Annotated in this window: 18 protein-coding genes; 15 read left to right on the top strand and 3 right to left on the bottom strand. The window is 48.3% G+C overall.

What is annotated here, in order from left to right; genetic code table 11:
• Positions 1 to 135: 135 nt before the first annotated feature.
• Entirely contained in the window at positions 136 to 1,035 is a 900-nt protein-coding gene (locus LZD49_RS06000; RefSeq protein WP_234666407.1) for a PIG-L deacetylase family protein, read from the bottom strand.
• 384 nt (positions 1,036 to 1,419) lie between these two features.
• Here LZD49_RS06000 and LZD49_RS05995 point away from each other — a divergent pair, with 384 nt between their 5' ends.
• The 5 genes from LZD49_RS05995 to LZD49_RS05975 all read left to right on the top strand — a co-directional run bounded on the left by LZD49_RS05995 (position 1,420) and on the right by LZD49_RS05975 (position 9,335).
• A complete protein-coding gene (locus LZD49_RS05995) occupies positions 1,420 to 3,084 on the top strand; it encodes a CTP synthase (RefSeq protein ID WP_234666406.1) in 1,665 nt (554 codons plus the stop codon).
• An 85-nt stretch (positions 3,085 to 3,169) separates the two neighbouring features.
• Positions 3,170 to 4,981 (top strand): membrane protein insertase YidC, encoded by a 1,812-nt coding sequence (yidC, locus tag LZD49_RS05990; RefSeq protein WP_234666405.1) that lies wholly within the window; start codon positions 3,170 to 3,172, stop codon positions 4,979 to 4,981.
• A gap of 120 nt (positions 4,982 to 5,101) precedes the next feature.
• Entirely contained in the window at positions 5,102 to 6,808 is a 1,707-nt protein-coding gene (locus tag LZD49_RS05985; protein ID WP_234666404.1) for an ABC transporter substrate-binding protein, read from the top strand.
• A 19-nt stretch (positions 6,809 to 6,827) separates the two neighbouring features.
• Positions 6,828 to 8,120, top strand: a complete 1,293-nt coding sequence (gene hemL, locus LZD49_RS05980; protein ID WP_234666403.1) for a glutamate-1-semialdehyde 2,1-aminomutase — start codon at positions 6,828 to 6,830, stop codon at positions 8,118 to 8,120.
• A 204-nt stretch (positions 8,121 to 8,324) separates the two neighbouring features.
• Positions 8,325 to 9,335 (top strand): glycosyltransferase family 2 protein, encoded by a 1,011-nt coding sequence (locus LZD49_RS05975; protein ID WP_234666681.1) that lies wholly within the window; start codon positions 8,325 to 8,327, stop codon positions 9,333 to 9,335.
• Between the two features lie 211 nt (positions 9,336 to 9,546).
• On the opposite strand, the gene LZD49_RS05970 is transcribed toward LZD49_RS05975, so the two are convergent.
• On the bottom strand, positions 9,547 to 10,317 hold the full coding sequence (locus tag LZD49_RS05970) for a class I SAM-dependent methyltransferase (RefSeq protein ID WP_234666402.1): 771 nt from the start codon (positions 10,315 to 10,317) through the stop codon (positions 9,547 to 9,549).
• A gap of 59 nt (positions 10,318 to 10,376) precedes the next feature.
• Between LZD49_RS05970 and LZD49_RS05965 the strand changes: the two genes are divergently transcribed.
• Positions 10,377 to 10,754, top strand: coding sequence for a hypothetical protein (locus LZD49_RS05965; protein ID WP_234666401.1), 378 nt, complete (start codon positions 10,377 to 10,379; stop codon positions 10,752 to 10,754).
• Between the two features lie 34 nt (positions 10,755 to 10,788).
• Here the strand turns inward: LZD49_RS05965 and LZD49_RS05960 are convergent, their stop codons facing one another.
• Entirely contained in the window at positions 10,789 to 10,941 is a 153-nt protein-coding gene (locus LZD49_RS05960; protein WP_015810647.1) for a hypothetical protein, read from the bottom strand.
• A 143-nt stretch (positions 10,942 to 11,084) separates the two neighbouring features.
• On the opposite strand from LZD49_RS05960, the gene hisS reads away from it, so the two are divergent.
• The 9 genes from hisS to LZD49_RS05915 all read left to right on the top strand — a co-directional run bounded on the left by hisS (position 11,085) and on the right by LZD49_RS05915 (position 24,287).
• Entirely contained in the window at positions 11,085 to 12,455 is a 1,371-nt protein-coding gene (gene hisS, locus LZD49_RS05955; protein WP_234666400.1) for a histidine--tRNA ligase, read from the top strand.
• A 45-nt stretch (positions 12,456 to 12,500) separates the two neighbouring features.
• On the top strand, positions 12,501 to 13,364 hold the full coding sequence (gene hisG, locus LZD49_RS05950; RefSeq protein WP_234666399.1) for an ATP phosphoribosyltransferase: 864 nt from the start codon (positions 12,501 to 12,503) through the stop codon (positions 13,362 to 13,364).
• A gap of 36 nt (positions 13,365 to 13,400) precedes the next feature.
• Complete coding sequence (hisD, locus tag LZD49_RS05945) at positions 13,401 to 14,669, top strand: histidinol dehydrogenase (RefSeq protein WP_234666398.1); 1,269 nt, start codon at positions 13,401 to 13,403, stop codon at positions 14,667 to 14,669.
• Positions 14,670 to 14,738: 69 nt separating this feature from the next.
• Entirely contained in the window at positions 14,739 to 15,167 is a 429-nt protein-coding gene (locus tag LZD49_RS05940) for an antitoxin Xre/MbcA/ParS toxin-binding domain-containing protein (RefSeq protein WP_015810643.1), read from the top strand.
• Positions 15,167 to 15,619, top strand: a complete 453-nt coding sequence (locus tag LZD49_RS05935) for an RES family NAD+ phosphorylase (RefSeq protein ID WP_234666397.1) — start codon at positions 15,167 to 15,169, stop codon at positions 15,617 to 15,619. Before LZD49_RS05940 ends, LZD49_RS05935 begins: the two co-directional genes overlap by 1 nt.
• Before the next feature lie 36 nt (positions 15,620 to 15,655).
• Positions 15,656 to 16,729, top strand: a complete 1,074-nt coding sequence (hisC, locus tag LZD49_RS05930; protein ID WP_234666396.1) for a histidinol-phosphate transaminase — start codon at positions 15,656 to 15,658, stop codon at positions 16,727 to 16,729.
• A 46-nt stretch (positions 16,730 to 16,775) separates the two neighbouring features.
• Positions 16,776 to 17,297, top strand: a complete 522-nt coding sequence (locus LZD49_RS05925; protein WP_234666395.1) for a hypothetical protein — start codon at positions 16,776 to 16,778, stop codon at positions 17,295 to 17,297.
• A gap of 102 nt (positions 17,298 to 17,399) precedes the next feature.
• Complete coding sequence (locus LZD49_RS35780) at positions 17,400 to 20,720, top strand: UvrD-helicase domain-containing protein (protein ID WP_234666394.1); 3,321 nt, start codon at positions 17,400 to 17,402, stop codon at positions 20,718 to 20,720.
• A 135-nt stretch (positions 20,721 to 20,855) separates the two neighbouring features.
• On the top strand, positions 20,856 to 24,287 hold the full coding sequence (locus LZD49_RS05915) for a response regulator (RefSeq protein WP_234666393.1): 3,432 nt from the start codon (positions 20,856 to 20,858) through the stop codon (positions 24,285 to 24,287).

The raw sequence follows: 24,287 nt of genomic DNA, 5'->3' as shown, positions 1-24,287 counted from the left end.
AGTAAACGAATTTGCAATAACGGTTACTTTTTTGCTTGAAGTGATTCGTGGAAATGTCCTAATAATTTTGAATGACCGAATGATTGAATGACTGAGTAATTTCATCCAATCATTCGGTCATTCGGTCATTCAAAATTAAAGTTTCGGGAGCATTGGAAACAACCTCCTTACTTCCTCTGCATTCGGTTGTTTTCCATACTCTGTAATCTCAAAAACTTCGACATATTTCACCTGTGCGGCCTTCTCTGTGCCGTACCATTTGTCAAGCGATTGCTTGATTTCCGGGTTCACAGACGAGCGTTTTTCCATGGATGTCAGCAGCCATTTTCTACGCTCGGTGACGTCTTTGGGAACGTTAGCAAGATCTCCGCTTGTCCAGGGGAGCCACTCATAAAATTGGGAAACGTGTGCATCCAGTCCTTCCACTTTTTTAGCAAGATTTTCGGTGATGTCAATTGCGATATCAGGACGAAATGGGTTTGGTCGTTGGAAACGGTCGCGGAAATAGAGAAACACGGGATTCTTTGTCAATGGCGGGACACTGCTGAGCATGTTGGGGACGATTACCATATATGCAGCATCCTGAACGACAATGCCTGTATTGCGGTGATCGGGGTGGTAGTCGTTTGTGCGGGGTGCAATGACCACGTCCGCATTCCATTCGCGGATTTTGCGGATCACGGCCAGGCGGTTTTCGAGCGTAGGAAAGAGCTCGCCGTCGTGGTTGTCGAGAATGTCGTATTGGATACCCCAGCGGCGTGCAGCTTCCTGTGCTTCTTTATAGCGGCGATTAGCCAATTCTCCGCCGCCAATGTCCTGGTGTCCTTTGTCGCCGTTGGTAAGCGAAACGAACTTTACTTTGTGGCCCATGGAGGAATAAATAGAAGCGATGCCGCCGGCACCGAGATCACAGTCATCGGGGTGGGCGCCAAAGACGATAATATTGAGCGGTTTCTTTGCGTCGCCCGTGTTCTGGGCAAATGAGGCAACGCCGCACCAAAGCAATGCAGGCAGGAGCAGAAATTTTCTGATCATTTTTTAAGAGGTTATGTAGGTTTGGAATTTTTGCAAAATAGAAATTTAAGTTCTGCAAAAGTCTTTGGTTACCTTATTTTATATGTTGTTCAATGCATTTGACGATATGCAGCCGAAGGTGAAGTTTTGTTTGAAAATATAAATTACCCGGCCATATTTTTTTACAGAAAAAAATCCCCATTTTATCAAGCCGGTTAACCCTATACTTTACTACATAAAAGTGCATTTGCAGCACGTCGGGCAGGAAAAAATTATATTTTATTACTTCCCAGACTTCCAGGCGCTTACTGTTTCCCAGTCAAATATTTAAACAGGGCCTGCTTAGATTCTTCTAATAATCCTGTATCTTTGTATCCCGTAATCATAGAAAAAAAGCAAAGTCTTATGGCTTCCAAAGCACGAAAGACCGCTAAGTACATTTTCGTTACGGGCGGTGTTACATCTTCACTTGGCAAGGGAATCATTGCCTCATCACTAGCTAAACTACTACAAGCCAGAGGGCTCTCAGTAACTATCCAGAAATTCGATCCGTACCTGAACATCGATCCGGGTACCATGAATCCTTACGAGCATGGGGAATGCTACGTAACGGATGACGGGGCTGAAACTGACCTGGATTTGGGGCATTACGAGCGTTTTTTGAACGTTCGGACCTCGCAGGCCAATAATGTTACCACCGGGCGTATCTACCACAACGTTATCACGGCCGAGCGTCGCGGCGACTTTCTTGGAAAGACTGTACAGGTTGTTCCACATATTACGGACGAACTGAAAAGAAACATGCTGTTGCTGGGTCAATCCGGCGATTACGACATTGTGATTACGGAAATTGGAGGTTGCGTAGGGGATATCGAGTCACTGCCGTTCCTGGAAGCGGTTCGTCAGGTGAAATTCGAAATGGACCATCAGGATACACTGGTTATCCATTTGACATTGATCCCTTACCTGAACTCGGCAGGAGAGCTGAAAACGAAGCCAACGCAGCACTCGGTGAGAATGTTGCAGGAATCGGGCATCCAGCCCGACATCCTCGTGTGCCGCACGGAGCATCCATTGCCTTATGACATCCGCAAGAAAATTGCGTTGTTCTGTAACGTACAGGTCAACTCGGTGATTGAAGCCATGGACGCCGATACGATTTACGCAGTGCCTCTGCTCATGCTGAAAGAAAGACTTGATCAGCGTGCATTATACATGCTCGACATTTACAATGACAAGGATGTGGACCTCGATTCGTGGAAGACATTCCTTTCGAGACTGAAAAACCCGGTCGACTCCGTCCGCATTGGTCTGGTAGGTAAATACGTAGAGCTGCACGATGCTTATAAATCAATCGTCGAGTCGTTTATTCACGCCGGCGCTGCCAACGAATGCAAGGTGAATATCGAATGGATCCATTCGGAAAGCCTTACTGCCGAGAATACGGTAGAAAAACTGGAAAACCTCGATGGTGTGCTCGTAGCACCGGGTTTCGGCGAGCGTGGTATCGAGGGCAAGATCGCGGCGATCCAATATGTGCGTGAGAACAACATTCCTTTCTTTGGGATTTGTCTGGGTATGCAAATGGCCGTAATCGAATACGCACGTAACGTCGTAGGCTGGGAAAATGCGCATTCAGTTGAAATGGATACCGCTACCGACCATCCGGTGATCCACTTGATGAAAGACCAAAAAGATGTTTCCAATAAAGGCGGAACGATGCGTCTAGGCGCTTACCCTTGCCGGATCAAAAAGGATTCATTGGCTCACAAAATTTATGGTAAAACCAATATTAGCGAGCGTCACCGTCACCGCTACGAGTTCAATAATAAATACCTGAAAGAATTCGATGAAAAAGGTCTTATTGCGACGGGTATCAATCCGGACAACAACCTGGTTGAAATGGTCGAGCTGCCTTCGCATCCGTTCTACATAGGTGTACAGTTCCACCCGGAGCTGAAAAGCACAGTAATGAACCCGCACCCGATCTTCGTTCATTTTGTAGCTGCTGCGCTGACTTACTCATTGCAAAAAAGGTCGGTTGAAACATTGAACCCGGTTTCCCACTAATCACAATTTAAAGGTGACAAGAAAAATTTCTTGTTACCTTTGCCGACCCTTTGCGGTATACTATTTCCAACAATTAAAGTAAATAATGGATAAAAATTTTGTAATCGGCCTGGTATTGATCATGCTGATGCTCATAGGCTACCAGATACTGGTCCCGAAACCTGTGGAACCAACACCGGTAGCAGAAGTAAAGAAGGCAGCCCCCAAAGCCGCTTCGGTTGCTTCCGACTCAACCCCAAAATCCTCACAATCAGTTGATTCAACTTCCATCATTCCGCAAAAGGACCTGGTGATCGAAACCCAGGATACCCGCGTGGTATTCACCAACAAGGGTGGGGTGATGAAGGAGGTAATGTTGAAAAAATATAAAACCTACGATCAGAAGCCGCTTTACCTGATTGCTGAAAATCACAACAGTTTCCAGATCGACCTGCCTACGCAAACCGGCGATGTAAGGCTTACAGACCAGTTTTTCACCACCGATGCACAGGACAAAAAGCTCGCGGAGAAGGATTCAGCTGTAATTACCTATCGTACGACACTGAAAAACAACCAGGTAGTTGAACAAACTTACGTGGTGCGCGGTACGGGTTATGTGATTGATTACGGTATCAAAGCAAATGGCGTGTTACCTGCGAACAAATCGCTGAACTTCCACTGGGACAACGACCTGCTGCAACTTGAAAACGATATGAAGAAAAACCGTGAGGTGGTTACTGTTAACTACTACACGGACGAGCTGAAAAGCCTTGCTACCAGCCCCACAGCCAATGAGGAGGAAAAGACTGCTGATCCGGTTAAATGGTTCACTATTAAGCACAAATACTTTTTAGCGGGTCTGATCTCCGAAAAACACCCGTTCAGCAACGTCGTATTACGTGCGAATGTGAATCCGGATGATTCAGTGATCGTTAAGAATATGAATGTTTCGGCCGGTATCCCGGTAGCCGCTGTTCAGAAAGGCGAGGCGAATTTCCAGTACTACCTCGGCCCGAACGAATATCACATTGTAGATAAGGTAAAAGCAGAGAATTTTGACCAGAACGTTTACCTGGGTTACGCATTCCTGAAACCGATCAACAAGTTTGTCCTTGTTCCGCTTTTCAACCTGTTGGAAGGATTTGTAAGCAATTATGGCTTGCTGATTATTCTATTGGTATTATTTGTAAAAACATTGCTGACGCCGCTGACCTACAAATCGTACATCAGCATGGCGAAAATGCGGATCCTTGGACCGGAACTGGAACAGATCCGCGAACAGAACAAGGACGATGTAGCGAAGCAGCAGCAGGAGCAAATGAAGCTTTATCAGCAGGTAGGCGTGAGCCCGTTGAGCGGATGTGTGCCTGTACTTGCTACAATGCCTATCCTGTTTTCACTCTTTTTCCTCTTCCCGAACCTGATTGAGCTGCGCCAGCAATCATTCCTTTGGGCAAGCGATCTTTCGACTTACGACTCGTTCTTTAAGCTGCCTTTCGTTGTGCCTTTCGGCATTGGTAACCACATTAGCTTGTTCACGATCCTGATGACGGTGTCCAGCATTGGTTATGCTTATTACAACAATCAGAACACGCCAACGCAGCCAGGACCGGTGAATATGAAGGCGCTGGGTTACGTAATGCCGCTGATGTTCATGTTTATCCTGAACTCGTTCCCAGCAGGTCTGACGTTCTACTACTTTGTTTCGAACATCGTAACCATCGCGCAGCAGCTTCTGATCAAACGATTTGTCAATGAGGATAAAATCAAAAATATCCTTGAAGAAAACCGCAAGAAAAACGCCACCGGCGAGAAGAAGCAGAACAAATTCCAGAAGTATCTAGAAAAGTCGTTACAGGCTGCGGACGAGGCGAAAAAGAAACAGGCTGAATTAGAGAAAAAGTCTAAAAAGAAATAAAAGCGTTTTTAGATCGTAATATAAAGGGCAATGTTCCAGTTGGGATATTGCCCGTTTTTTTCCATTTTGGGCTGATTTTTGTAGTCCAAAGATCAGCCAAATCTTGACCCCGGAATCCTGATGAAAGTTATCTTTTTTTTGATTTTGACAGTCCAGATCGGTTTGTACCAAACTTCCTTCGCGCAGGGTGATGTGCAGATGGAAAGCCGGTACCGGTCGGCTCTGGCAGATTATAAAACAGGTAAATACGCCGTTGCGATGGATAAGTTCTATCCTATGACGAGCGTGAATGCGAAGACGGCCTATTCGCCTTATGCGCATTATTATTATGCATTGAGTGCGTACCAGCTGAAGCGCTATAAGGATGCCCGGCCGATGCTGCTCCAACTGCAAAGCCGCTATCCTGGCTGGAATAAGATCAATGACGTTTACTACCTGCTGGGCTCCATTAGTCTGGCGAACGGGCAGATCAACGATGGCCTCGATCAGTTGGCGAAGATCAAAGACTCTTCCTTTAACAAGGACATTCAGGCTTTGAAGCAGCATCATTTAGGGGCGATCAATGATTTCCTGAAGCTCAAAGAACTTCAAAAGCAATATTCTTCCGATCGCGACATTGCGCTGATGGTGTATCAATCTATACAGTCATCGCGTACACCTGCGCAGGGCGATCTTGCATATGCCGAGCAGCTCGACAAGCAGTTCAAATTCAAAAAGAGTGAAAAGGTAGAAGAAGCGCCTAAGCGCAGCACACCGAAGTCCGATATGCAATGGACGAAAGGTTACCTGGATGTGGCCGTGCTGCTGCCGTTCCGTCTGGATGAATTCGCGAGCTCGAAACGCCGTTCGAACCAGTTTGCCTATGATTATTACCTCGGCCTGACAATCGCAAAAGAGCAGCTCCAAACGGAAGGAATCACTGTTAACCTGTGGGCTTACGACGTTAGCAATGACGCGAAAAGCATGCAAACAATCGCCGGTAATAAGAACTTCCAGCTATCCGACATGGTGATTGGCCCATTATATTCGGGTACTTTCGAGCTGGCCGCGGATTTCGTTGCAGGTAGCAATGCGATTATGCTAAACCCGCTTTCGACAGACGCTAACTTGCTTAAATCAAGTTCCAACATTTACCTCGGTCACCCATCTATTGCTTTCCAGACCCAGAAAGCGGCACAATGGATGCGGACGCTTTCGCCAGGGCTGAGTACCGTGATATACTACGGAAATACGCCGAAGGATTCCGCTATGGCGGCTTCCTATGCAAGCGAATGGAAAGCCAAAGGAGGGAAGGTGGCCGTTATGGCGAAAATCCAGCCCGACAAGGAATGGTTGGAGAGCAATGTTCCATCTTTTGAAATCAATAAACCTGCGCATGTGGCATTATTCTCGACGGACGGCGAATCGGGGGGAAACCTGATCGAAGTGCTGAATAGCCGGAAATTAAACACGCTGCCGGTAATAGCGACTTCTACAAGCTTCAATAGCCAGCAGGCTCGTCTCTCGCGCTACGGCACGCGTTTGTCGCTTGTAGATGCCGACTACGTGGATCGCGAGAAAGAAACGATCCGTCAATTCCAGAAAAATTACTATAATAAAACCAGCACATTTCCTTCGGTATATTCCTATCAGGGCTATGATCAGTTGCTCTTCTTTGGCCGGATGCTTTCCAAGTATAAGGACAAGCTGCCTTCGGGCTTGCAATCGCGGAAATTCGGCAGCGAAGAGTACTTGCTCTCCGGTTTTGACTTTACCAAGGCGAATGAAAACCAGATTACCCCTGTCCTGAAATACAGCGGCTCCAAATGGGTGCCGGTGGACAGATAATACCAACCGATTAACAAAAATGAATATTTCAACGAGTCAGCAACTTTTCGAAAAAGCACAAAATTATATTCCGGGTGGCGTTAACTCGCCGGTACGCGCATTTCGTGCGGTGGGTGGCTCTCCGCTTTTTATCAAGTCGGCAAAGGGGCCATACATTTACGACGAGGACGGCAACGAGTACATCGAGCTCATCAACTCCTGGGGCCCAATGATCCTGGGGCACGCGCATGAACTGATTCAAAAGGCCGTTTCCGACGCCATTCAGCATTCATTCTCCTTCGGCGCTCCCACGCGCAGGGAGGTGGAAATGGCGGAGCTGATCGTTTCGATGGTGCCGTCAATTGAAAAAGTAAGAATGGTAAACTCCGGTACCGAAGCCACGATGTCGGCAATACGCGTTGCGCGCGGGTACACGGGGAGGGACAAGATCATTAAGTTTGAAGGTTGCTACCATGGTCATGGCGACAGCTTCCTGATCGCCGCGGGCAGTGGGGCCATCACATTTGGCACACCTGACAGCCCCGGCGTTACAAAAGGGGTGGCAAATGATACACTTACTGCGCCTTATAACGACCTTGAAGCGGTTCAGCAACTCGTGGACGCCAACAAACACCAGATTGCCGCATTGATCCTTGAACCGGTTGTAGGTAATATGGGGTGTGTGTTGCCGAAAGACGGATTTTTAGAAGGATTACGCCGCATTTGCGATGAAGAAGGCATTGTCCTGATTCTCGACGAGGTAATGACCGGTTTCCGACTTTCGAAAGGCGGCGCGCAGGAAAGATTCGGAATTACACCGGATTTAACAACGTTAGGAAAAATAATAGGCGGAGGAATGCCGGTAGGCGCTTATGGAGGCAAGGCTGGGATCATGAATTATGTCTCGCCAGCAGGCCCGGTATACCAGGCAGGAACGCTTTCGGGGAATCCTATTGCGATGGCCGCCGGCTACACCATGCTAACATATCTGAACGAACACCCCGAAGTTTATACCCAGCTGGAAAATTCAGGTGGCAAGCTGGCAGCGGGTTTCAGGGCTTCCATGGAGAAGTTAGGTTTGAAATACACATTAAACCAGATCGGTTCCATGTATACGCTGTTCTTTACGCCGAATGCCGTGTCTGACTTTCCTTCGGCCAAATCTTCGGATCTGCCTTTGTTTGGTAAGTATTTCCACGCGATGCTCAACCGCGGCATTTATATGGGGCCAAGCCAATTCGAAGCAATGTTCCTGTCAACCGCGCTCACGGATGTGCATCTGGATAGAATCATTGCAGCAAATGAAGAGGCGCTTGCTGAGATAACTCGTTAATTTGGAGGTCGTCAACATGTCTTGCTGAATGTTACCCTGAGCGGAGTCGAAGGGCTTGTACGATGTTGCTCAACGGACAAATCAATGAGCATCTTGCATTACCCTTCGACTGCGCTCAGGGTGACAAATCGGTCGCTCACCCAACCACCCATTCACCCATTCAGTCATTCACTCATTCAGTCATTCAGTCATTCAAAATTAAAAATGCGTCGCTACTCGATCATCATCCCAGTCTACAACCGTCCCGACGAGTTGGAGGAATTGCTTGTGTGCTTGACGCGACAGACTTACCAAAATTTTGAAGTTGTGATTGTAGAGGATGGATCGAAAATAAAAGCTGATGATGTGGTGAAATCCTTTGCGGACAAACTCGACATTCATTACTACTACAAGGAAAACGGCGGTCAGGGTTTTGCGCGTAATCACGGTTTTGAACATGCTTCGGGCGAGTATTTTATCCTGCTGGATTCGGACGCGCTCATTGAGCCCAACTATCTTTCGATTGTTGAAAACCGGCTGAATACTGATTATGTCGATCTCTATGGGGGGCCGGATACGGACCACCCTTCATTTTCACCCATTCAGAAAGCCATTAGCTATTCCATGACTTCAGTATTCACCACGGGCGGTATTCGCGGAAGGAAGAACAATATGGGCGGGACATTTCATCCGCGTAGTTTCAATATGGGCCTTTCGCGGAAGGTTTGGGAGCAGACCGGCGGATTTCTGACGAGCCGGATGGGGGAGGATATCCTGTTTAGCATTGGGGCATTGCGGCTGGGTTTTAAATCGGCATTGATTCCGGAGGCATTTATTTACCACAAACGCAGGACGCAATTCGGGGCGTTTTTCCGGCAATTGAAGTTTTTCGGTCGTGCCCGTATCAATATCGCCCGCTATTATCCTGAGGAGCTGAAACTCGTGCACACGTTTCCGTTGCTATTTACGTTCGGCGTTTGTAGCATTCCGTTGTGGTTTTTTATTTTTAAACCATTTTTTTTCCTTGGATTATGGTTTCTGGCTACCTACGTGGCTCTACTTTTCATTGATGCGTTAAAAAAGACGAAAAGCGCAGAAGTAGCTTTTCTGAGCGTTGGGGCTGCATTTGTGCAGCTATTTGGCTATGGAATTGGCTTTGTGCAGGAAGGGTGGAAAAGGCTTTGGGAAAACAAATCACACCGCGAAACCGGCGCAGCGATTGAGTATCCTTCGTGAGGAGTTAAGAGTTCAGAGTTTAGAGTTTAAAGTTAAGAGTTTAAAGTTCAGAGTTTAAAGTTCAGAGTTTAAAGTTTAAAGTTAAGAGTTCAGAGTTTAAAGTGGTCTAGAGTTTAAACCTTAAACTCTAGACTTTTAAACCTTAGACTCTAAACTCTAAACTTTTAAACTCTAAACTCTAAACTCTAAACTCCAAACTTTTAAACTCTAACTATTTCTGACAAAAATAGACAATCTCCTCGCCGGGCAACGAATAGCGTAGAACCTCAGCTTTACTCAATTCATCCATCACAAAACGATCCTCAGTTACTTTAAATCCCCCTTTTTCGAGCTCCCGGCCATAGTTCCGGCCGAATAGGCGTAAGTGGTCGTTCTGAAGGAAATGTATTTCACGTTCCTTTGGATCGGTGATCGTCGGGTCTTCGTAGGTTACTTCGTATTTCATGTCCTGAGGCGATTGGATCAAAGCCCAGCCTCCTGGTTTCAGGACGCGGTGAAGCTCGCTCATGGCGAGAATATAGTCGTCTACGTGCTCCATTACGTGGTTGCAGATGGCTACGTCGAATGTATTCTCGGGGAAAGGGATCTGGTGTATGTCCATTTTTACCTTCGCGAGCGGTGATTCGATGTCTCCGGTAATGTAATCCAGGTTTTTCATCTGCTCGAAACGGTCGATGAAGCAATATTCGGGCGCTACGTGCAGGACTTTCAGGTTGGCGGTGTAGAAATTGGTTTTGCGCTTCATATACAGTGCCATCAGCCGGTGGCGTTCGAGGGATAGGCAGCTGGGGCACAGCGCATTCTCGCGGCTTGATGTGTTGCGTCCGTAGGGGAGGAACTTGCGGTATCTGCTGTTGCACACCGGGCATTCAACGTTGCTGCCGATATAGAAAATGCTGAGTAACCGCGCTGCCCAGTGTCCGACGAGTTGGAGATACGGTCGCGGGATGTAGCGCAGAACTAAACTAATGATGGATTTCATTAAACCAATTGACTAAAAATTAATAATTTTAGGATCACAACACCGAATAACTTGTATAAATGATCCCCTCGATTGACCCGAAACCACCCGGCAAGCGACTGATAAAGCAAATGTCGACACGGACTAAATGGATGATTTTAGCTCCATTAGGCCTGTTGCTGTTCAGTTTCGGCCTTACCGTGCTCAGCGAAGCGGCGCATCAGCGTCGAATCGGGGAACCTACGCAGGTTTGGGTCGTGCTGGGCCTTTACAGCCTGGCACTCATTAACGGTGGCCTGATCATGTTCGGTGAAGCCCTGCGTTTCCGTATTTTACTGGATGTCCGTCGCGAAACACGCCGTAGCATGCGCCAGTTGCTGCGGAAGGTCAATTTGAAAGCTTCTCACGCGAAAAACAAATCGGGTAAAAAAGCAAAAAGCCCTACCAAAACAGATTGACAGGACTAGTTGAATAGCATTCCGAAGAGGCTTATTATTTTTTATTTGCTTCGAATTGAGCCTTGATAGCCTCAACGTCAACATTGCGCACTTCTGGTTTGCGTAGAAGGTTTTTGATTTTCGCAGTGCGGTTGTTTGCTACTGCTTTGTTTCTGCGACCTTTACGTTTTAATTCCGTAACTCCCATTGTAAAAGTTTGTTTTGTGAAAGAGCCGCAAAATTAAGCATTTAAACGTAAATAATGCATGCAATAGTCATAAATATTGCATAACCTGCCCTAACTTTACGATTTCATAGGCCATTTACGGCCCATTTGACAGCATTATAATAATGAGTAAACCATCTCTTGCCCGCGGAACCCGCGACTTTGGTCCGGAGCAAATGGCAAAGCGTACTTTCATTTTTGACACCATTCGTCGCTCTTTCCAACGATACGGCTTCCTGCCCCTTGAAACCCCCGCTTTTGAAAACCTTTCTGTTTTGATGGGTAAATATGGAGAGGAAGGTGATCAGCTTTTATTTAAAATTCTAAACTCAGGCGATTTCAGCGGGAACCTCACCGACGCCGACTGGCATGCGGGCTCGAAGCCATTGACCACCAAAATTTCCGAAAAAGGCCTGCGTTACGACCTTACCGTGCCTTTCGCGCGTTATGTGGTGATGAACCGCGGCACATTGGCAATGCCTTTCAAACGTTACCAGATCCAGCCGGTTTGGCGTGCCGATCGTCCGCAGAAAGGGCGGTACCGTGAGTTTTATCAATGCGACGCCGATGTGGTAGGCACCGATTCGCTTCTTTGCGAAGCTGAGATTGTGACACTTTTGCATGATATTCTGCCTGCATTGGGCATTACCGATTTTACTGTTAAGATCAACAACCGTAAAATCCTGACCGGGATCGCGGACATGATCGGGGCGCATGGTATGGAGGGGCCGCTTTGTGTGGCGATTGATAAATTGGATAAAATAGGGAAAGATAAAGTGGTGGAGGAACTCCTCGAACGCGGTTTTGCTTCTGATAGTATCAATAAACTGGAACCGATTTTCAGCCTTTCGAGCGATAACGATCCGTTTATGAAACTGAAAAGCTGGCTGGCGGAGTCTGAGGTTGCATTGAAGGGAATCCAGGAACTCGAAGAAGTGTGGACGATGGTGAAGATCCTGGGATTGGAGAATGCGAAGATTGAGTTTGACGTCACGCTTGCACGCGGGCTTTCCTATTATACAGGCGCAATTTTCGAAGTAAAGGCCAATAATGTACAGATCGGCAGCATTTCAGGCGGTGGGCGCTACGACAACCTTACCGGCACATTCGGCGTTCCCGGGATTTCGGGTGTGGGCATTTCGCTGGGTGTCGACCGTATTTATGATGTTTTGGAAGAACTGAACCTCTTTCCAGAAAGCCAGAAGACGAGCACGAAAGTGATGATCTCCAATTTTGACAAAGATGCATTTGCCTATGGCTTGTCGATCCTTCCCAAATTCAGAAATGCAGGCATTAACTCAGAAATTTACCCCGATTCGGTGAAGCTGAAAAAACAGCTCGATTATGCCGACCGCAAGAGTATCCCGTTCGTGGTTTTGATCGGTTCGGAGGAGATCCAGTCGGGCTTGCTGACATTGAAAAACATGAAAACCGGCGAGCAGCAGAAACTGAAAACGGAAGATATCCTAACTTTGCTGACCCGGGAAGACCAATAACCTTTTAAATACCGACAAACGGCTGCACGAGCAACCTATAACTTTATGAATAACAATATTTTAAGAATTGCCATCCAGAAATCGGGCAGGCTCAGTGAAGACTCTTTAAAACTGATCAAGGAATGCGGCATCCGTTTCGACAACGGCGCGGGTAAACTGAAAACCGACGCGACCAACTTTCCTGCCGAAATCCTTTTCCTTCGAGACGACGATATTCCCGGTTATGTGGAAGACGGCGTGGCACATCTGGGAATTGTAGGCGAAAACGTTTCGGAAGAATCCTGCAAGAATGTGGACACGGTTCACAAGCTGGGCTTTTCTAAATGCCGCCTGTCGATCGGCGTTTTGCGCGAGCAGGAGTACAACGGTGTGCAGGACCTGCAAGGCAAAAGCATTGCGACTACTTATCCGCGTTTGCTGGAACAATATCTTAAATCTCATCAGGTTACCGCCGATATCCACGAGATCAGCGGGTCGGTGGAAATAGCACCTAGCATTGGATTGGCCGATGCGGTGTGCGATATCGTGAGCTCGGGCAGCACTTTGCTGAGCAACGGTTTGAAGGAAGTGGAAACGATTTTCCGTTCGGAGGCGGTCATGATCGCGAGCAAAAACCTTTCGGATGTACAGAAAGACCTGCTGGACCAACTTTTGTTCCGTATCAAATCGGTACAGATGGCGAAGAACAATAAATACATTTTGCTCAATTGCCCTGTAAGCGCGGTGGAGAATATCACCAGGTTCCTGCCTGGTATGCGTTCCCCGACGATCCTGCCTTTGGCGACAGAGGGCTGGTGCTCGCTGCATTCGGTGATCAATGAAAATGAGTTCTGGGAGAATATAGAGAAAATTCGCCAGGCTGGTGCGGAAGGGATTCTGGTTATCCCAATCGAGAAAATGATTGTTTAAAATGCTCCCCTTAAACCGGGTTTTGATTCTGACATTATGAATATCATTCCATTTCCGGAAAGGGGGCAATGGCCTGCATTACTGGCACGTCCCGTTTTGGAAGCCAAGGATATAGAAGCCAGGGTGGTGCCCATTCTGGAACAGGTTAAAAGTGAAGGTGATGCCGGCATAAAGGCATTAGCATTGAAATTTGATAAAACAGAACTGACCGAGCTGGCATTTGCCGAGGCTGATTTTGCCAAAGCAGGTGAGTTGCTGGATGATACGCTGAAAGCGGCGATCGGGCAGGCGTATGAGAATATTTACAAATTCCACAAAGGCCAACTTCAAGCGCCCGAGAAGGTGGAAACTATGCCTGGTGTTACCTGTTGGCGCAAAAGTGTGGGGATCGAGAAGGTGGGAATCTACATTCCCGGTGGTTCTGCTCCTTTGTTTAGTACCGTATTAATGCTGGGCATCCCGGCGCGGATTGCGGGTTGTAAGGAGATTGTGCTTTGCACGCCTTCCGATCATCCGGCGATTTTATATGCGGCCAAACTCGTGGGGGTTACCAAAGCATTCCGCATTGGCGGTGCGCAGGCTATTGCCGCAATGGCTTATGGAACAGAAAGTGTGCCAAAGGTTTACAAGATATTTGGCCCTGGAAACCAATATGTTACTACTGCTAAAATGCTGATTAGCAAGGAAGGCGTGGCGATTGATATGCCCGCGGGCCCTTCGGAAGTGGCTGTTTATGCCGATGATACTGCCTTTCCATGTTTTGTAGCCGCCGACCTGCTTTCCCAGGCCGAACATGGTGCCGACAGTCAGGTTTTACTCGTTTCAACCAGTAAAAAGCTACTTAGCGCTGTCAATATCGCATTGTCGGAGCAACTGGAAGAGCTGCCGCGCAAAGAGCTGGCGGCCCAGGCTATGTCTAACAGCAAAGCGATCCTGGTCGAAACCGAAGAGGAAGCCATTGAAATGCTCAACCAATACGCGGCGGAGCACCTTATCCTCAGTGTAGCCAATGCGGAAGAAGTGACGGAGAAAATTTATAATGCGGGATCTATTTTCCTGGGTAACTACACGCCGGAATCCTGCGGCGATTATGCTTCGGGAACCAACCATACCTTGCCGACCAATGGCTATGCCAGGGCTTACAGCGGCGTTTCTGTGGATAGTTTTGTCAAGAAAATCACCGTTCAGCATATTACACAGGACGGCATTCGCAACATTGGTCCCGTGGTGGAAGCCATGGCCGCAGCCGAATCACTTGACGCCCATAAGAAAGCCGTGACCATCCGATTGCAAAGTCTTTTGTAAAAAATTTTAGATCCGGGAAATTTGTCCTAAATTAGAGGACAAATTTCAACGGCCTTAAAATTAATGGATATGACAGCATACATGGTTAACGAACGTTTGGGAGGTTACGGAATCCTCAAACATGCTGTAAAAGATGACTTCGACCTGGCTTACCTGGCCGAAAATGGTGTTCCGAAAGCTTCTATTCAGCATCTCGCTGATTCTATTGGGATGGACATTAAAGATGTGATCGCACTGTTGCCGGTGACTTCAAGGAATTTGCAGCGGTACAATGATATTGATCTGCTCAGCAATGTAGTTTCTGATCATCTGATCGCCCTGGCCGATCTGTTTTCCGTAGGGAACAGGGCTTTGGGAAAAGAATATTTCCTCGATTGGCTGAACAACGAGGTGCCTGCGCTGGGAAGTGAGAAACCCATCAGCTTTTTACGGACCCATGCGGGTATAGAGCTGGTGAAAACCGAATTAGGGCGCATGGAACACGGTATTTTCGCTTAATGGAGCTATTCAGGATAACACGATCGGAATATCAGGAGGATTTGAGTGGAATAGGGGCTTTCTACAACGGAGGAAGATGGAATACTCCGAGAAATGCCATGCTTTATACATCTTCGCATCGCTCGTTGGCCATGCTGGAAGTACTCGTTCACTGGCATAAAACAGTGACACCTCCCAATTACGTGATCGTTTCCCTGGAACTTCCCGATGATGCCGCAAGCATAACAGCCCCCAATCTGGTGCCCGCATGGTACGAAGACCAGCAATGGAGCAAGGAAATAGGAGATGCGTGGCTGAAAGAGGGCAACAGCCTTCTGCTACGGGTGCCTTCGGTGGTTGTGCAGGCCGAGCAGAACTACCTCGTCAATCCGATGCATCCCGGCATGCTTGCTATCAAAATCACCGACATAGCGCCGCTGAACTTTGACAGCAGGCTCTTCAAAAAGATCTAGAATCCACACACGGCAGCCGCCGTAACTTTTCAGAGTATGAGTAATACCTTCGATTTAAACAAAATCCTTCGCCCGCACATCCTTACGCTGGCGCCGTATTCATCCGCAAGAGACGAATATACCGGCCATGTGGGCGTGTTCCTGGATGCGAACGAAAACCCGTACGGTTCGGTGACGGGCGAGAACTACAACCGTTACCCTGATCCTTACCAGGCAGAGATCAAGCAGAAACTAAGTCCGATCAAGTATGTAAACGCCGACCGTATTTTCCTCGGTAATGGGAGTGACGAGCCGATCGACCTGCTCACGCGTGCTACCTGCACACCGGGTCAGGACCATGTCATAATCATGCCGCCAACTTACGGTATGTATGAAGTAAGCGCGTCGATCCACGACGTGAAACTCGATAAAGTGTCGTTGACGACTGATTATCATATCGATACCCAAGCCGTCCTGGATGCCGTGACGCCTTTAACCAAGATCATCTGGATCTGTTCGCCGAACAATCCGACAGGCAATGTCATGCAGTACAACGCGATCCAAACCATTCTCGAAAATTTCAGCGGATTGGTAGTGGTGGATGAAGCTTACATTGATTTTACCAACGAACCTTCGTGGATCCAGCATCTGGATAAATACCCTAATCTGGTCGTTTTGCAAACATTCTCCAAAGCATGGGGCCTTGCCGGAATTCGTGTAGGCATGTGTTTTGCTTCACCTGAACTGATCCGCATTCTGAATAAGATCAAACCACCTTACAATATCAGCTTGCCCGCGCAACAGGCGTTGCTGGAAGGTTTGAACGGCATTGAAAAGAAAGACCAAATGGTGGCCGACATTCTCGAACAGCGTGATGCGTTGACCGAAATGCTGCAAAGCCTGCCGATCGTGGTCAAAATCCATCCGACGGACGCCAACTTCCTGCTCGTGCAGTTTGAAGATGCGAAGGGCGTGATGGATTATCTGATCCGCGAAACGATCATCGTGCGCGACCGCTCGCGCGTACATCTGTGTGAAGGATGCCTGCGGATTACGGTAGGAACAAAAGAAGAAAATGAAGTTTTGATCGAATCATTAAAGAAATTCCAGCCTCAGAGCGTTATTGTGTAGCTGTCACTTCAGCGTTCCAGGAACATTTTCCCCGATTTACTTAATTATGAAGAAATTAGCCTTAACTATTATTTGCGCACTCTGTTTCGGAATGGCACATGCCCAATATGACAACTGGGCAGTAGGTTTCAAACTCGGCGAACCCACCGGTGTCAACATCCGGAAATACTTCAACAATATCCACGCCATTGACGTGACCATCGGTACTTATGGTGGAATATTGTCCAATGACCGCAAGTACCGGGGTGACGATGGCATTTACAAAAACACGGGTATTTCCCTGCAAGCGCATTACCTGTGGCACACGCCGTTGTTTAATTCTGAGGCTGTGCATGTGTATTACGGCTTAGGCGGGCAGATCAACAACCGTCGCTCTTATCCGAAGCGCCTGAATGGCCAGTATGAAAAGAACCTCACCCTCGGCGGCTCGGTACTGGGCGGGTTTGAATACTACATTCCCGACAACCGTATTTCCGTGTTCCTGGAAGCCGGCACGTACGTTGAGTTATTGAGAAGGCCGTTTTACCTGAGCCCCAATATTTCAGCGGGCATCCGTTTTAATCTCTGAGAAATACTTCCATCGAAAGCATAAGAAAGCAGGTTTACGCCTGCTTTTTTTATTTATTTTGACCCGCGGTTTCGGCTCGCTTCACCTTTTTATCAGCGCAAAGTGTTCAAAGTTTACAGTTCATCGGCAGGTTCAGGGAAGACTTATACCCTTACCAAAGAATATCTTAAACTAGCCTTGCATTCCAATACGGAGCTGTATTTCAGGCATATTCTGGCTGTGACATTTACCAATGCGGCTGCCAACGAAATGAAGGACCGCATTCTGCTGATGCTGCGGACATTCGCGGCTTACACCGAAACCGAAGCGAAGCCGCACCCGATGATGCGCGATGTGGTGATTGAGATGTACCCCGATACAGAGCATAATGCCGAGCTTTTCGCAGGGGCATGCCAACTGATCGCGGCCCGAGCGCAAATGGTTTTCGGACAGATCCTGCACCGTTATTCCGATTTTTCGGTGATGACGATCGACAAGTTCACGCAGCGGCTCATCAGCAGCTTCACCGACGAGCTGGGGATTCCATTTGTATTTGAAACACAACTGGACGCCGATTTGCTCGACGACGCCGTGGACCGTCTTCTGGCGCGGATCGGGCAGGAGGGCGAAGAGGTATTAACAGACATTGTCGAAAAATATTACCGGGAGAACGCCGAAGAAGGCAAAAACTGGGGGGCATTGCCGATGCAGATCCGCGACACGGCGGGCACTTTGCTCAGCGAGCAGAGCTACATGCAGATGAAGCGGGTCGAAGACCTCAAAATGGAGGACTGGATCGCCGTGCGCAAGCAGATGCGCGACTTTGTACGCGGGCGCGAGGAAATGATGACCAGGGACGCGAAGAATGCATTTGAATTGGTTCAATCTACCTATTTAAGTGAAAAAGACTTCCACCAGAGCGGCAGGGGCATTTACGGTTATTACCGTGATCGTGCTGAGGGTAAGAAGCTTTGGATGGAGCCCAATTCCTACGTTTACAAAACCATTGGCGAGGGGGTTTGGTATGGTGCAAAAACACCTGCCCCGATCCGCGATGAAATAGAACGCCTCCGCACGGATCTGGAAAACTATTTTCACCAGATTGAAAATATCCGTTCGGCTGAAACCGGGAAGGTTATGCTTTACAATCAGCTCGACAGGCATATCTACAATCTGTCGCTGTTGGGTGAGATCCGGAAAGAGTTCGATGCATTGCTTAAACAGAACAACCAGGTCCATATTTCGGATTTTAACCGGAAGATCGTCGATATCGTAGCGCGGGAACCGGTGCCGTTTATTTTTGAAAGATTAGGCGAAAAATATAACCACATCCTTGTTGACGAGTTCCAGGACACTTCCAAACTGCAATTTGCCAACCTGTTGCCGCTAATCGAGAATGCGCTTTCGAGCGGGTTTTTCAATCTCATTGTAGGCGACGCTAAACAGTCGATTTACCGGTTTCGGGGCGGGGATATGGATTTGATCCTGCATCTGGCCCAGAACCAGGTCATGCGGCTGGGTAGCATTCTGGGGAGCAGTCCGTTCAACGAAGAGCGGCTGTTTGCATTGGATAACTATTTGCATATCAACCACCTGAAAACCAACCGGCGCAGTTATCGGGAGGTGACGGAATTCAATAACAAGTTCTTCGGCTTTATCGCTGAATCACTAGGAGATGACTATCCGATGATCCGCGAGGTGTATGACGAGCATTTCAGTCAGGAAATACCGGAAGGCGTAAGCGAGGGTGGTCATGTGGAGATCGAGTTTCTGGAAATGAACGAAGAAAACGGCGAGGAATTAGAGTCTTCTGCCGACCCGATCACCCGCCGTTCGCTCGAACTGGTAAACGAACTCCGCACCGACGGCTATCACTGGCGTGATATTGCGGTTTTATGCAGAAAAAAAAAGGAGGCAACGGCACTGGCCAACGCCATGAAAGAAGCTGGTTACCCGCTCATTTCCGATGACGCATTGTCGTTGGCCTATTCGCGTTCGGTGCATTTTATTATTTCGTTCATGAAGGTGCTACACAGCTCCGACCACCGCCTGGCGCGTTACGAGGCGGCATATTTGTTCCATCAGGTGATCCGCCGACAAAACCCCGCTCCGCATGAATACGAGGAGATCAGGTTGCTTTGTGAGGAACGCGGGCTTGACAGCTTTCTTGGATATTTCAGGAAATGGGATATTACCATTACCTCGTTCAAAATGCGGCAGGTTTCAGTTTTTGAATTGACCGAACTCCTGATGCAGCAATTCGGTCTTTTTGAAAAACAGCTTGAAATCGAATATCTTTTCCGGTTCCTGGATGTGGTGCTGGAATTTGGTAATCGCAAGAGCAATCACCTCGGCGACTTTCTGAGCTACTGGGAATCAGCCAAATATAAGTTTTCCATTACCGTACCCGCAGGGACGGACGCCATTCGCATTACCACCATCCACAGATCGAAAGGATTGGAATACCCGGTGGTGATCATCCCGTATACCCATTGGAAAGTCACGCCCAATGCACGACTCGACCGTCTCTGGGTCGATCTCGATGAGGTTGATTTTGAGGAAATAAAATTAAGGGAGAGGCCCAATTATGCGGACACGAAACTGCGGAGCTCTATGGTTTCAGTCGTGAAGGAGCTTGAAAACACGGTGGTAGGAGGGCAGTACCGCGACGAACGCATGCGGACGCTGCTTGAAAACCTCAACTTGCTCTATGTCGCATTCACAAGACCGGTACAAAGGTTGTACATACTCGCTAAACGGGAACGCCGCTGGGAATCGGGGCAGCAGGTGAACCATTGGCTGCGCGATTATCTGGGGCAGGAAGGTTTTGTACCCGCCTGGGATGAAACGATTTCCAGCTATGTGATTTCAGGGGCATCGGGTGCACCCAGGCATGCGCATATGAGCTCAGGCGCGGCCCCATTTGTGTTGAAAGACATATTAAGCAACGATCGCACCGAATCACTGCGACTGCGCCGGATGGCCGATCGTATCTTCGATGTGCAAACCTTCGAGCCACGGCACGACAGGCTGCAAAAGATGCGCTATTTGCTGACGCGCCTTAAAACGGCTGCGGGTTTACCGGAAGCATTGGAAAAGCTGGTCGGTGAAGGGATTTTTACGAAAAAAGAAACCCGGGAAATTGAAAACCTGACAATCTCCCTTTTGCAGGATCCGTCACTGGAAGTATTGTATCAAAATGACAATCATATTCAAATCAACAAAGAACTGCTGGTTCCCGGAGGGAAAATGCTCCATATAGACAGGGTCGTTCAACGGCCGGATGGCGAATACATTTTTATGTCGTTCGTAGGTGGCAACAATGCCGACGAGCCGCGGCGACATTTGAAGAAGCTCATTAAGACGTTCACACAGAGCGGGAAAAAGTCTCGCGGAGTGCTGATCACCCTGGAAGACGAACTGACTGAATGGGTTGACTCGTAGAAATATTTGTAGTCCAAGGATTATAGTACGGTTAAATATCAACGCAAAAATGCCGCAATGCGGTCAAAAAGCATTATTTTTCCGAATAATCCTCTTAAAACACATTAGTACTACTTCTACGGGCTATTCAACGTTATGAAACTTACATTTCAGCGCCAGGTCTTGCTGGGCATCTCATTTTCAATTCTTTTGGTGCTCGTAGTAGGCTATGTGTCTTATCATGCGATCGATATTCAGCAAGAAAACGCGGGCTGGGTAGACCATACACGAGAGGTAATGCGGGTATCGACTGCCGTTAAAAACCGTTTGCTGACGGCCGAAGCCAATGTGCGCGGCTTCGCTATCACGGGTAATCGTACGTTTGAAACGACCTACCTGCAAGCTTCCAACGATATCTGGAACGACGTTGAAGCGATGCGGAAGCTGGTGAGGGACAATAAAGCGCAAACTGCCCGCGTCGATTCTCTTTCGGGGCTGCTGGAAGCGCGTGTGGCTCTCATGAGCCGTCAATATGAAGTCCTGAAAGCCGGCAAATACAGCATCGATTCCATTCAGACCATCGTTCTGCAAGGCAAAGAGGTCGCTTCCAAAATTGAATTTAGCTTCCGCCGCATTGAGAATGTGGAAGAAGCGCTTTTAACCGAGCGGGAACAACTTGCGTCGATCAGCTCTTCCCGGGCCAAGCAATATATTATGCTGGGCTCATCAGTGTTTTTCCTGGTGATCCTTTTACTTTATTACTTTATCCGCAAAACTTATCTTGCCCAACTAGCCAGTGAGCAGGCCATTCAACTGAGCAACAGTCAGTTGGAGGCTCTCGCAAAAGAAGATCAGGAAAAGAACTGGATTTTGAACGCCGCCATTGAACTGTCTAGTGCGGTTCGTGGAGAGCCTACGGTGGAGCAACTGTCGGAACGGTTTGTAAATAAATTTGTAGCGATAACAAAGTCGCAGGTTGCCGTCATGTACCTGATGGCACGGTCCGGCAATGTGCTCGAGCGGGCAGCGGTTTACGCTGGTTCAAGTGATAACAATGCACCTGCACATATGCCCATGGGAGAGGGTTTGCTGGGACAGTTCGTAGCCGACAAATCGGACGTCCTGCGCCTGGATGTTGCATCCGGATATTTGCAGATCAGAACGGCCACCGGCCACGCTGCACCGGGTATTGTGATATTGAAAAATATCAAATTCGACGATTCGGTTATCGGCGTGATCGAGATCGGTTATTTGCAGGATCCCGGCTCCAAGGTTATCAAACTCCTGGAAACTGTTTCAGACAACGTTGCAGTGTCCATTATGGCTGCCCAAGCGCGCGAAATGTCCAATGAATTGCTGGAAAAAACCCAGTTGCAGGCCGAGGAGCTGGAAAGCCAGCAGGAAGAGCTGCGCGTTACGAACGAAGAACTGACACGTCAGACCTCGCTGTTGCAAGTTTCAGAGGAGGAGCTTCGTGTGCAGCAGGAGGAATTAAAACAGATTAACACTGAGCTGGAAGAGAAGGCCTTCATGCTTGAAGAACAGAAAAGCACCATCGAAGAGGCGCGCGATCAGATACAGATCAAGGCCGACGAACTGGAAAGAAGCGGGCGTTTCAAGAGCGAGTTTCTGGCCAATATGAGTCACGAATTGCGCACGCCACTAAACAGTATCTTGATTTTGTCCCGCATATTAGGTGAAAACAAAGGGGCGCGGCTCAGTGAAGAGGAACAGCGTTATGCTTCGGTGATCTACAATTCAGGGAATGACTTGCTGACGCTGATCAACGATATTCTTGATCTGGCGAAAGTAGAATCCGGCAAAATCGAGCTGGTGCATGAGAACATTGGTACAGAGACGGTTTTAGCAGAAATCAGAAATACATTTCAAAAAATCGCGGAAAATAAAGGCCTTGAATTACATGTCGGAATGGAGGTGTCCTGCCCGGATAAGCTGTACACAGATCACACAAGGCTTTTACAAATATTACGCAATTTGATCTCCAATGCTGTGAAGTTTACCTCTGCTCCCGGAAAGGTTTCGCTTAGCATTTCACGCGAAGAGGGGCAGTTGAGTTTCGCGGTCGCCGATACGGGCATTGGTATTCCGCTCGAAAAGCAAGCCTCCATTTTTGAAGCATTCCAGCAAGCCGATGGCTCTACCAGCCGCAAATACGGCGGGACCGGCCTCGGCCTTTCGATCAGCCGCGAGCTGGCGGGCCTGTTCAAAGGTTCTATTTCGCTCAAAAGTATACCAGGAGAAGGTTCCGTATTTACGTTAAAAATACCTTACCTGACCGACGCCGATGCGCAGCCTACTGACAATGCGCAACCGACACCGGTTGCTGAATCCAGGGTAAGCGAACCGGGTACGGTTTTGCCTGACAACAACCAGACCAGGCGACTGCTGCTAATTGAGGACGATGCGGTTTTTGCCGCGGATATGGCTGCGAAAGCGCAGAGCAGCGGCTTCAATGTGCAGGTAGCCACCAATGGCCGGGATGCCCTGGAAATGGTGGAGGCATTTAAGCCTACGGCAATCATCCTGGATATGCATTTGCCGGACATGTCGGGCGAGGAGGTGCTCAAACAGCTGAAAAAGGATACGCGTACCAGGTTGATTCCGGTGCATACCGTTTCCTCGGGAGATTATGTCGATGACGAAATGTTGAAACACGGTGCGATTGGTTTTATGCAGAAGCCGGTGGATGAACGATCGGCACAGCGGATTTTTGACGCGTTGAAAATTGAAGGTAAGAGCCTGGAACAGCAGCGCCTCCTGCTGATCGAGGACGATGCCTATCAGAGCAAGTACCTGGGAGATTTTCTGACCAGCAACAACATTTTTGTGCTATACGCTTATTCTGCCGGGGAGGCATTGAATATCCTTGAATCGGACCGGGTAGATGGCATTATTCTGGATGTCAGGCTGGCCGATATGAACGGACTCGATCTGTTGGACAAAATCAAAAAGAATCCGGAGTGGAATGCTCTGCCGGTGGTAGTGAATACCGCCGAAGACCTCACCCAGGCCGATCTGAGCCGGGTCATGAAGTACGCACATCCGGTGGTGATTAAAACGAAGAAATCAAACGAACGTCTGCTGGATGAGGTGAAGCTATTCCTCAAAAAGATCCAGCCGAAAGTACAGGAGCCGCAAGTTCCAAAGGAGTCGTTCAGCAATGCGGTGGTCAACTCCGACCAGCTGTTTGTAGGTAGAAAGCTGTTGCTGGCCGATGACGATATGCGTAACATATTCGCACTGAGTGCCGTATTAGAAGACGCCGGTTTCAGCATTGAAATCGCGACGAACGGAAAGGAAGCGATCAACAAGCTGGAAGATAACCCCGCCATTGAACTGATCCTGATGGACGTGATGATGCCGGAAATGGATGGTATAGAAGCGACGCGTCGGATCAGGCAGCAAGGCGGCAGATGGGCTAACGTGCCCATTATCGCGGTTACGGCCAAAGCCATGCAAGGCGACCGTGAGCAATGTCTCGAAGCCGGTGCCAACGATTATATTTCGAAACCCGTGGACGTTGATAAGCTGCTTTCGCTGATCAAGGTCTGGTTACACGTAGCGTAA

Origin of the sequence: Dyadobacter sp. CY261 (assembly GCF_021440085.1) — a bacterium.
Classification (GTDB): Bacteria; Bacteroidota; Bacteroidia; order Cytophagales; family Spirosomataceae; genus Dyadobacter.
Note: the sequence above shows the minus strand (reverse complement) of the source record. Positions and strands in the feature narration are given on the sequence as shown.

What these genes read in the sequence shown, in the direction of transcription:
- hisD (WP_234666398.1), top strand. Translation starts at nt 13,401, where the DNA reads ATGAATATCATTCCATTTCCGGAAAGGGGGCAATGGCCTGCATTACTG.
- LZD49_RS05970 (WP_234666402.1), bottom strand. Translation starts at nt 10,317, where the DNA reads ATGAAATCCATCATTAGTTTAGTTCTGCGCTACATCCCGCGACCGTAT.
- LZD49_RS05960 (WP_015810647.1), bottom strand. Translation starts at nt 10,941, where the DNA reads ATGGGAGTTACGGAATTAAAACGTAAAGGTCGCAGAAACAAAGCAGTA.
- yidC (WP_234666405.1), top strand. Translation starts at nt 3,170, where the DNA reads ATGGATAAAAATTTTGTAATCGGCCTGGTATTGATCATGCTGATGCTC.
- LZD49_RS05965 (WP_234666401.1), top strand. Translation starts at nt 10,377, where the DNA reads ATGATCCCCTCGATTGACCCGAAACCACCCGGCAAGCGACTGATAAAG.
- hisG (WP_234666399.1), top strand. Translation starts at nt 12,501, where the DNA reads ATGAATAACAATATTTTAAGAATTGCCATCCAGAAATCGGGCAGGCTC.
- hisC (WP_234666396.1), top strand. Translation starts at nt 15,656, where the DNA reads ATGAGTAATACCTTCGATTTAAACAAAATCCTTCGCCCGCACATCCTT.
- LZD49_RS05985 (WP_234666404.1), top strand. Translation starts at nt 5,102, where the DNA reads ATGAAAGTTATCTTTTTTTTGATTTTGACAGTCCAGATCGGTTTGTAC.
- hemL (WP_234666403.1), top strand. Translation starts at nt 6,828, where the DNA reads ATGAATATTTCAACGAGTCAGCAACTTTTCGAAAAAGCACAAAATTAT.
- hisS (WP_234666400.1), top strand. Translation starts at nt 11,085, where the DNA reads ATGAGTAAACCATCTCTTGCCCGCGGAACCCGCGACTTTGGTCCGGAG.
- LZD49_RS06000 (WP_234666407.1), bottom strand. Translation starts at nt 1,035, where the DNA reads ATGATCAGAAAATTTCTGCTCCTGCCTGCATTGCTTTGGTGCGGCGTT.
- LZD49_RS05935 (WP_234666397.1), top strand. Translation starts at nt 15,167, where the DNA reads ATGGAGCTATTCAGGATAACACGATCGGAATATCAGGAGGATTTGAGT.
- LZD49_RS05915 (WP_234666393.1), top strand. Translation starts at nt 20,856, where the DNA reads ATGAAACTTACATTTCAGCGCCAGGTCTTGCTGGGCATCTCATTTTCA.
- LZD49_RS05975 (WP_234666681.1), top strand. Translation starts at nt 8,325, where the DNA reads ATGCGTCGCTACTCGATCATCATCCCAGTCTACAACCGTCCCGACGAG.
- LZD49_RS05940 (WP_015810643.1), top strand. Translation starts at nt 14,739, where the DNA reads ATGACAGCATACATGGTTAACGAACGTTTGGGAGGTTACGGAATCCTC.
- LZD49_RS05995 (WP_234666406.1), top strand. Translation starts at nt 1,420, where the DNA reads ATGGCTTCCAAAGCACGAAAGACCGCTAAGTACATTTTCGTTACGGGC.
- LZD49_RS05925 (WP_234666395.1), top strand. Translation starts at nt 16,776, where the DNA reads ATGAAGAAATTAGCCTTAACTATTATTTGCGCACTCTGTTTCGGAATG.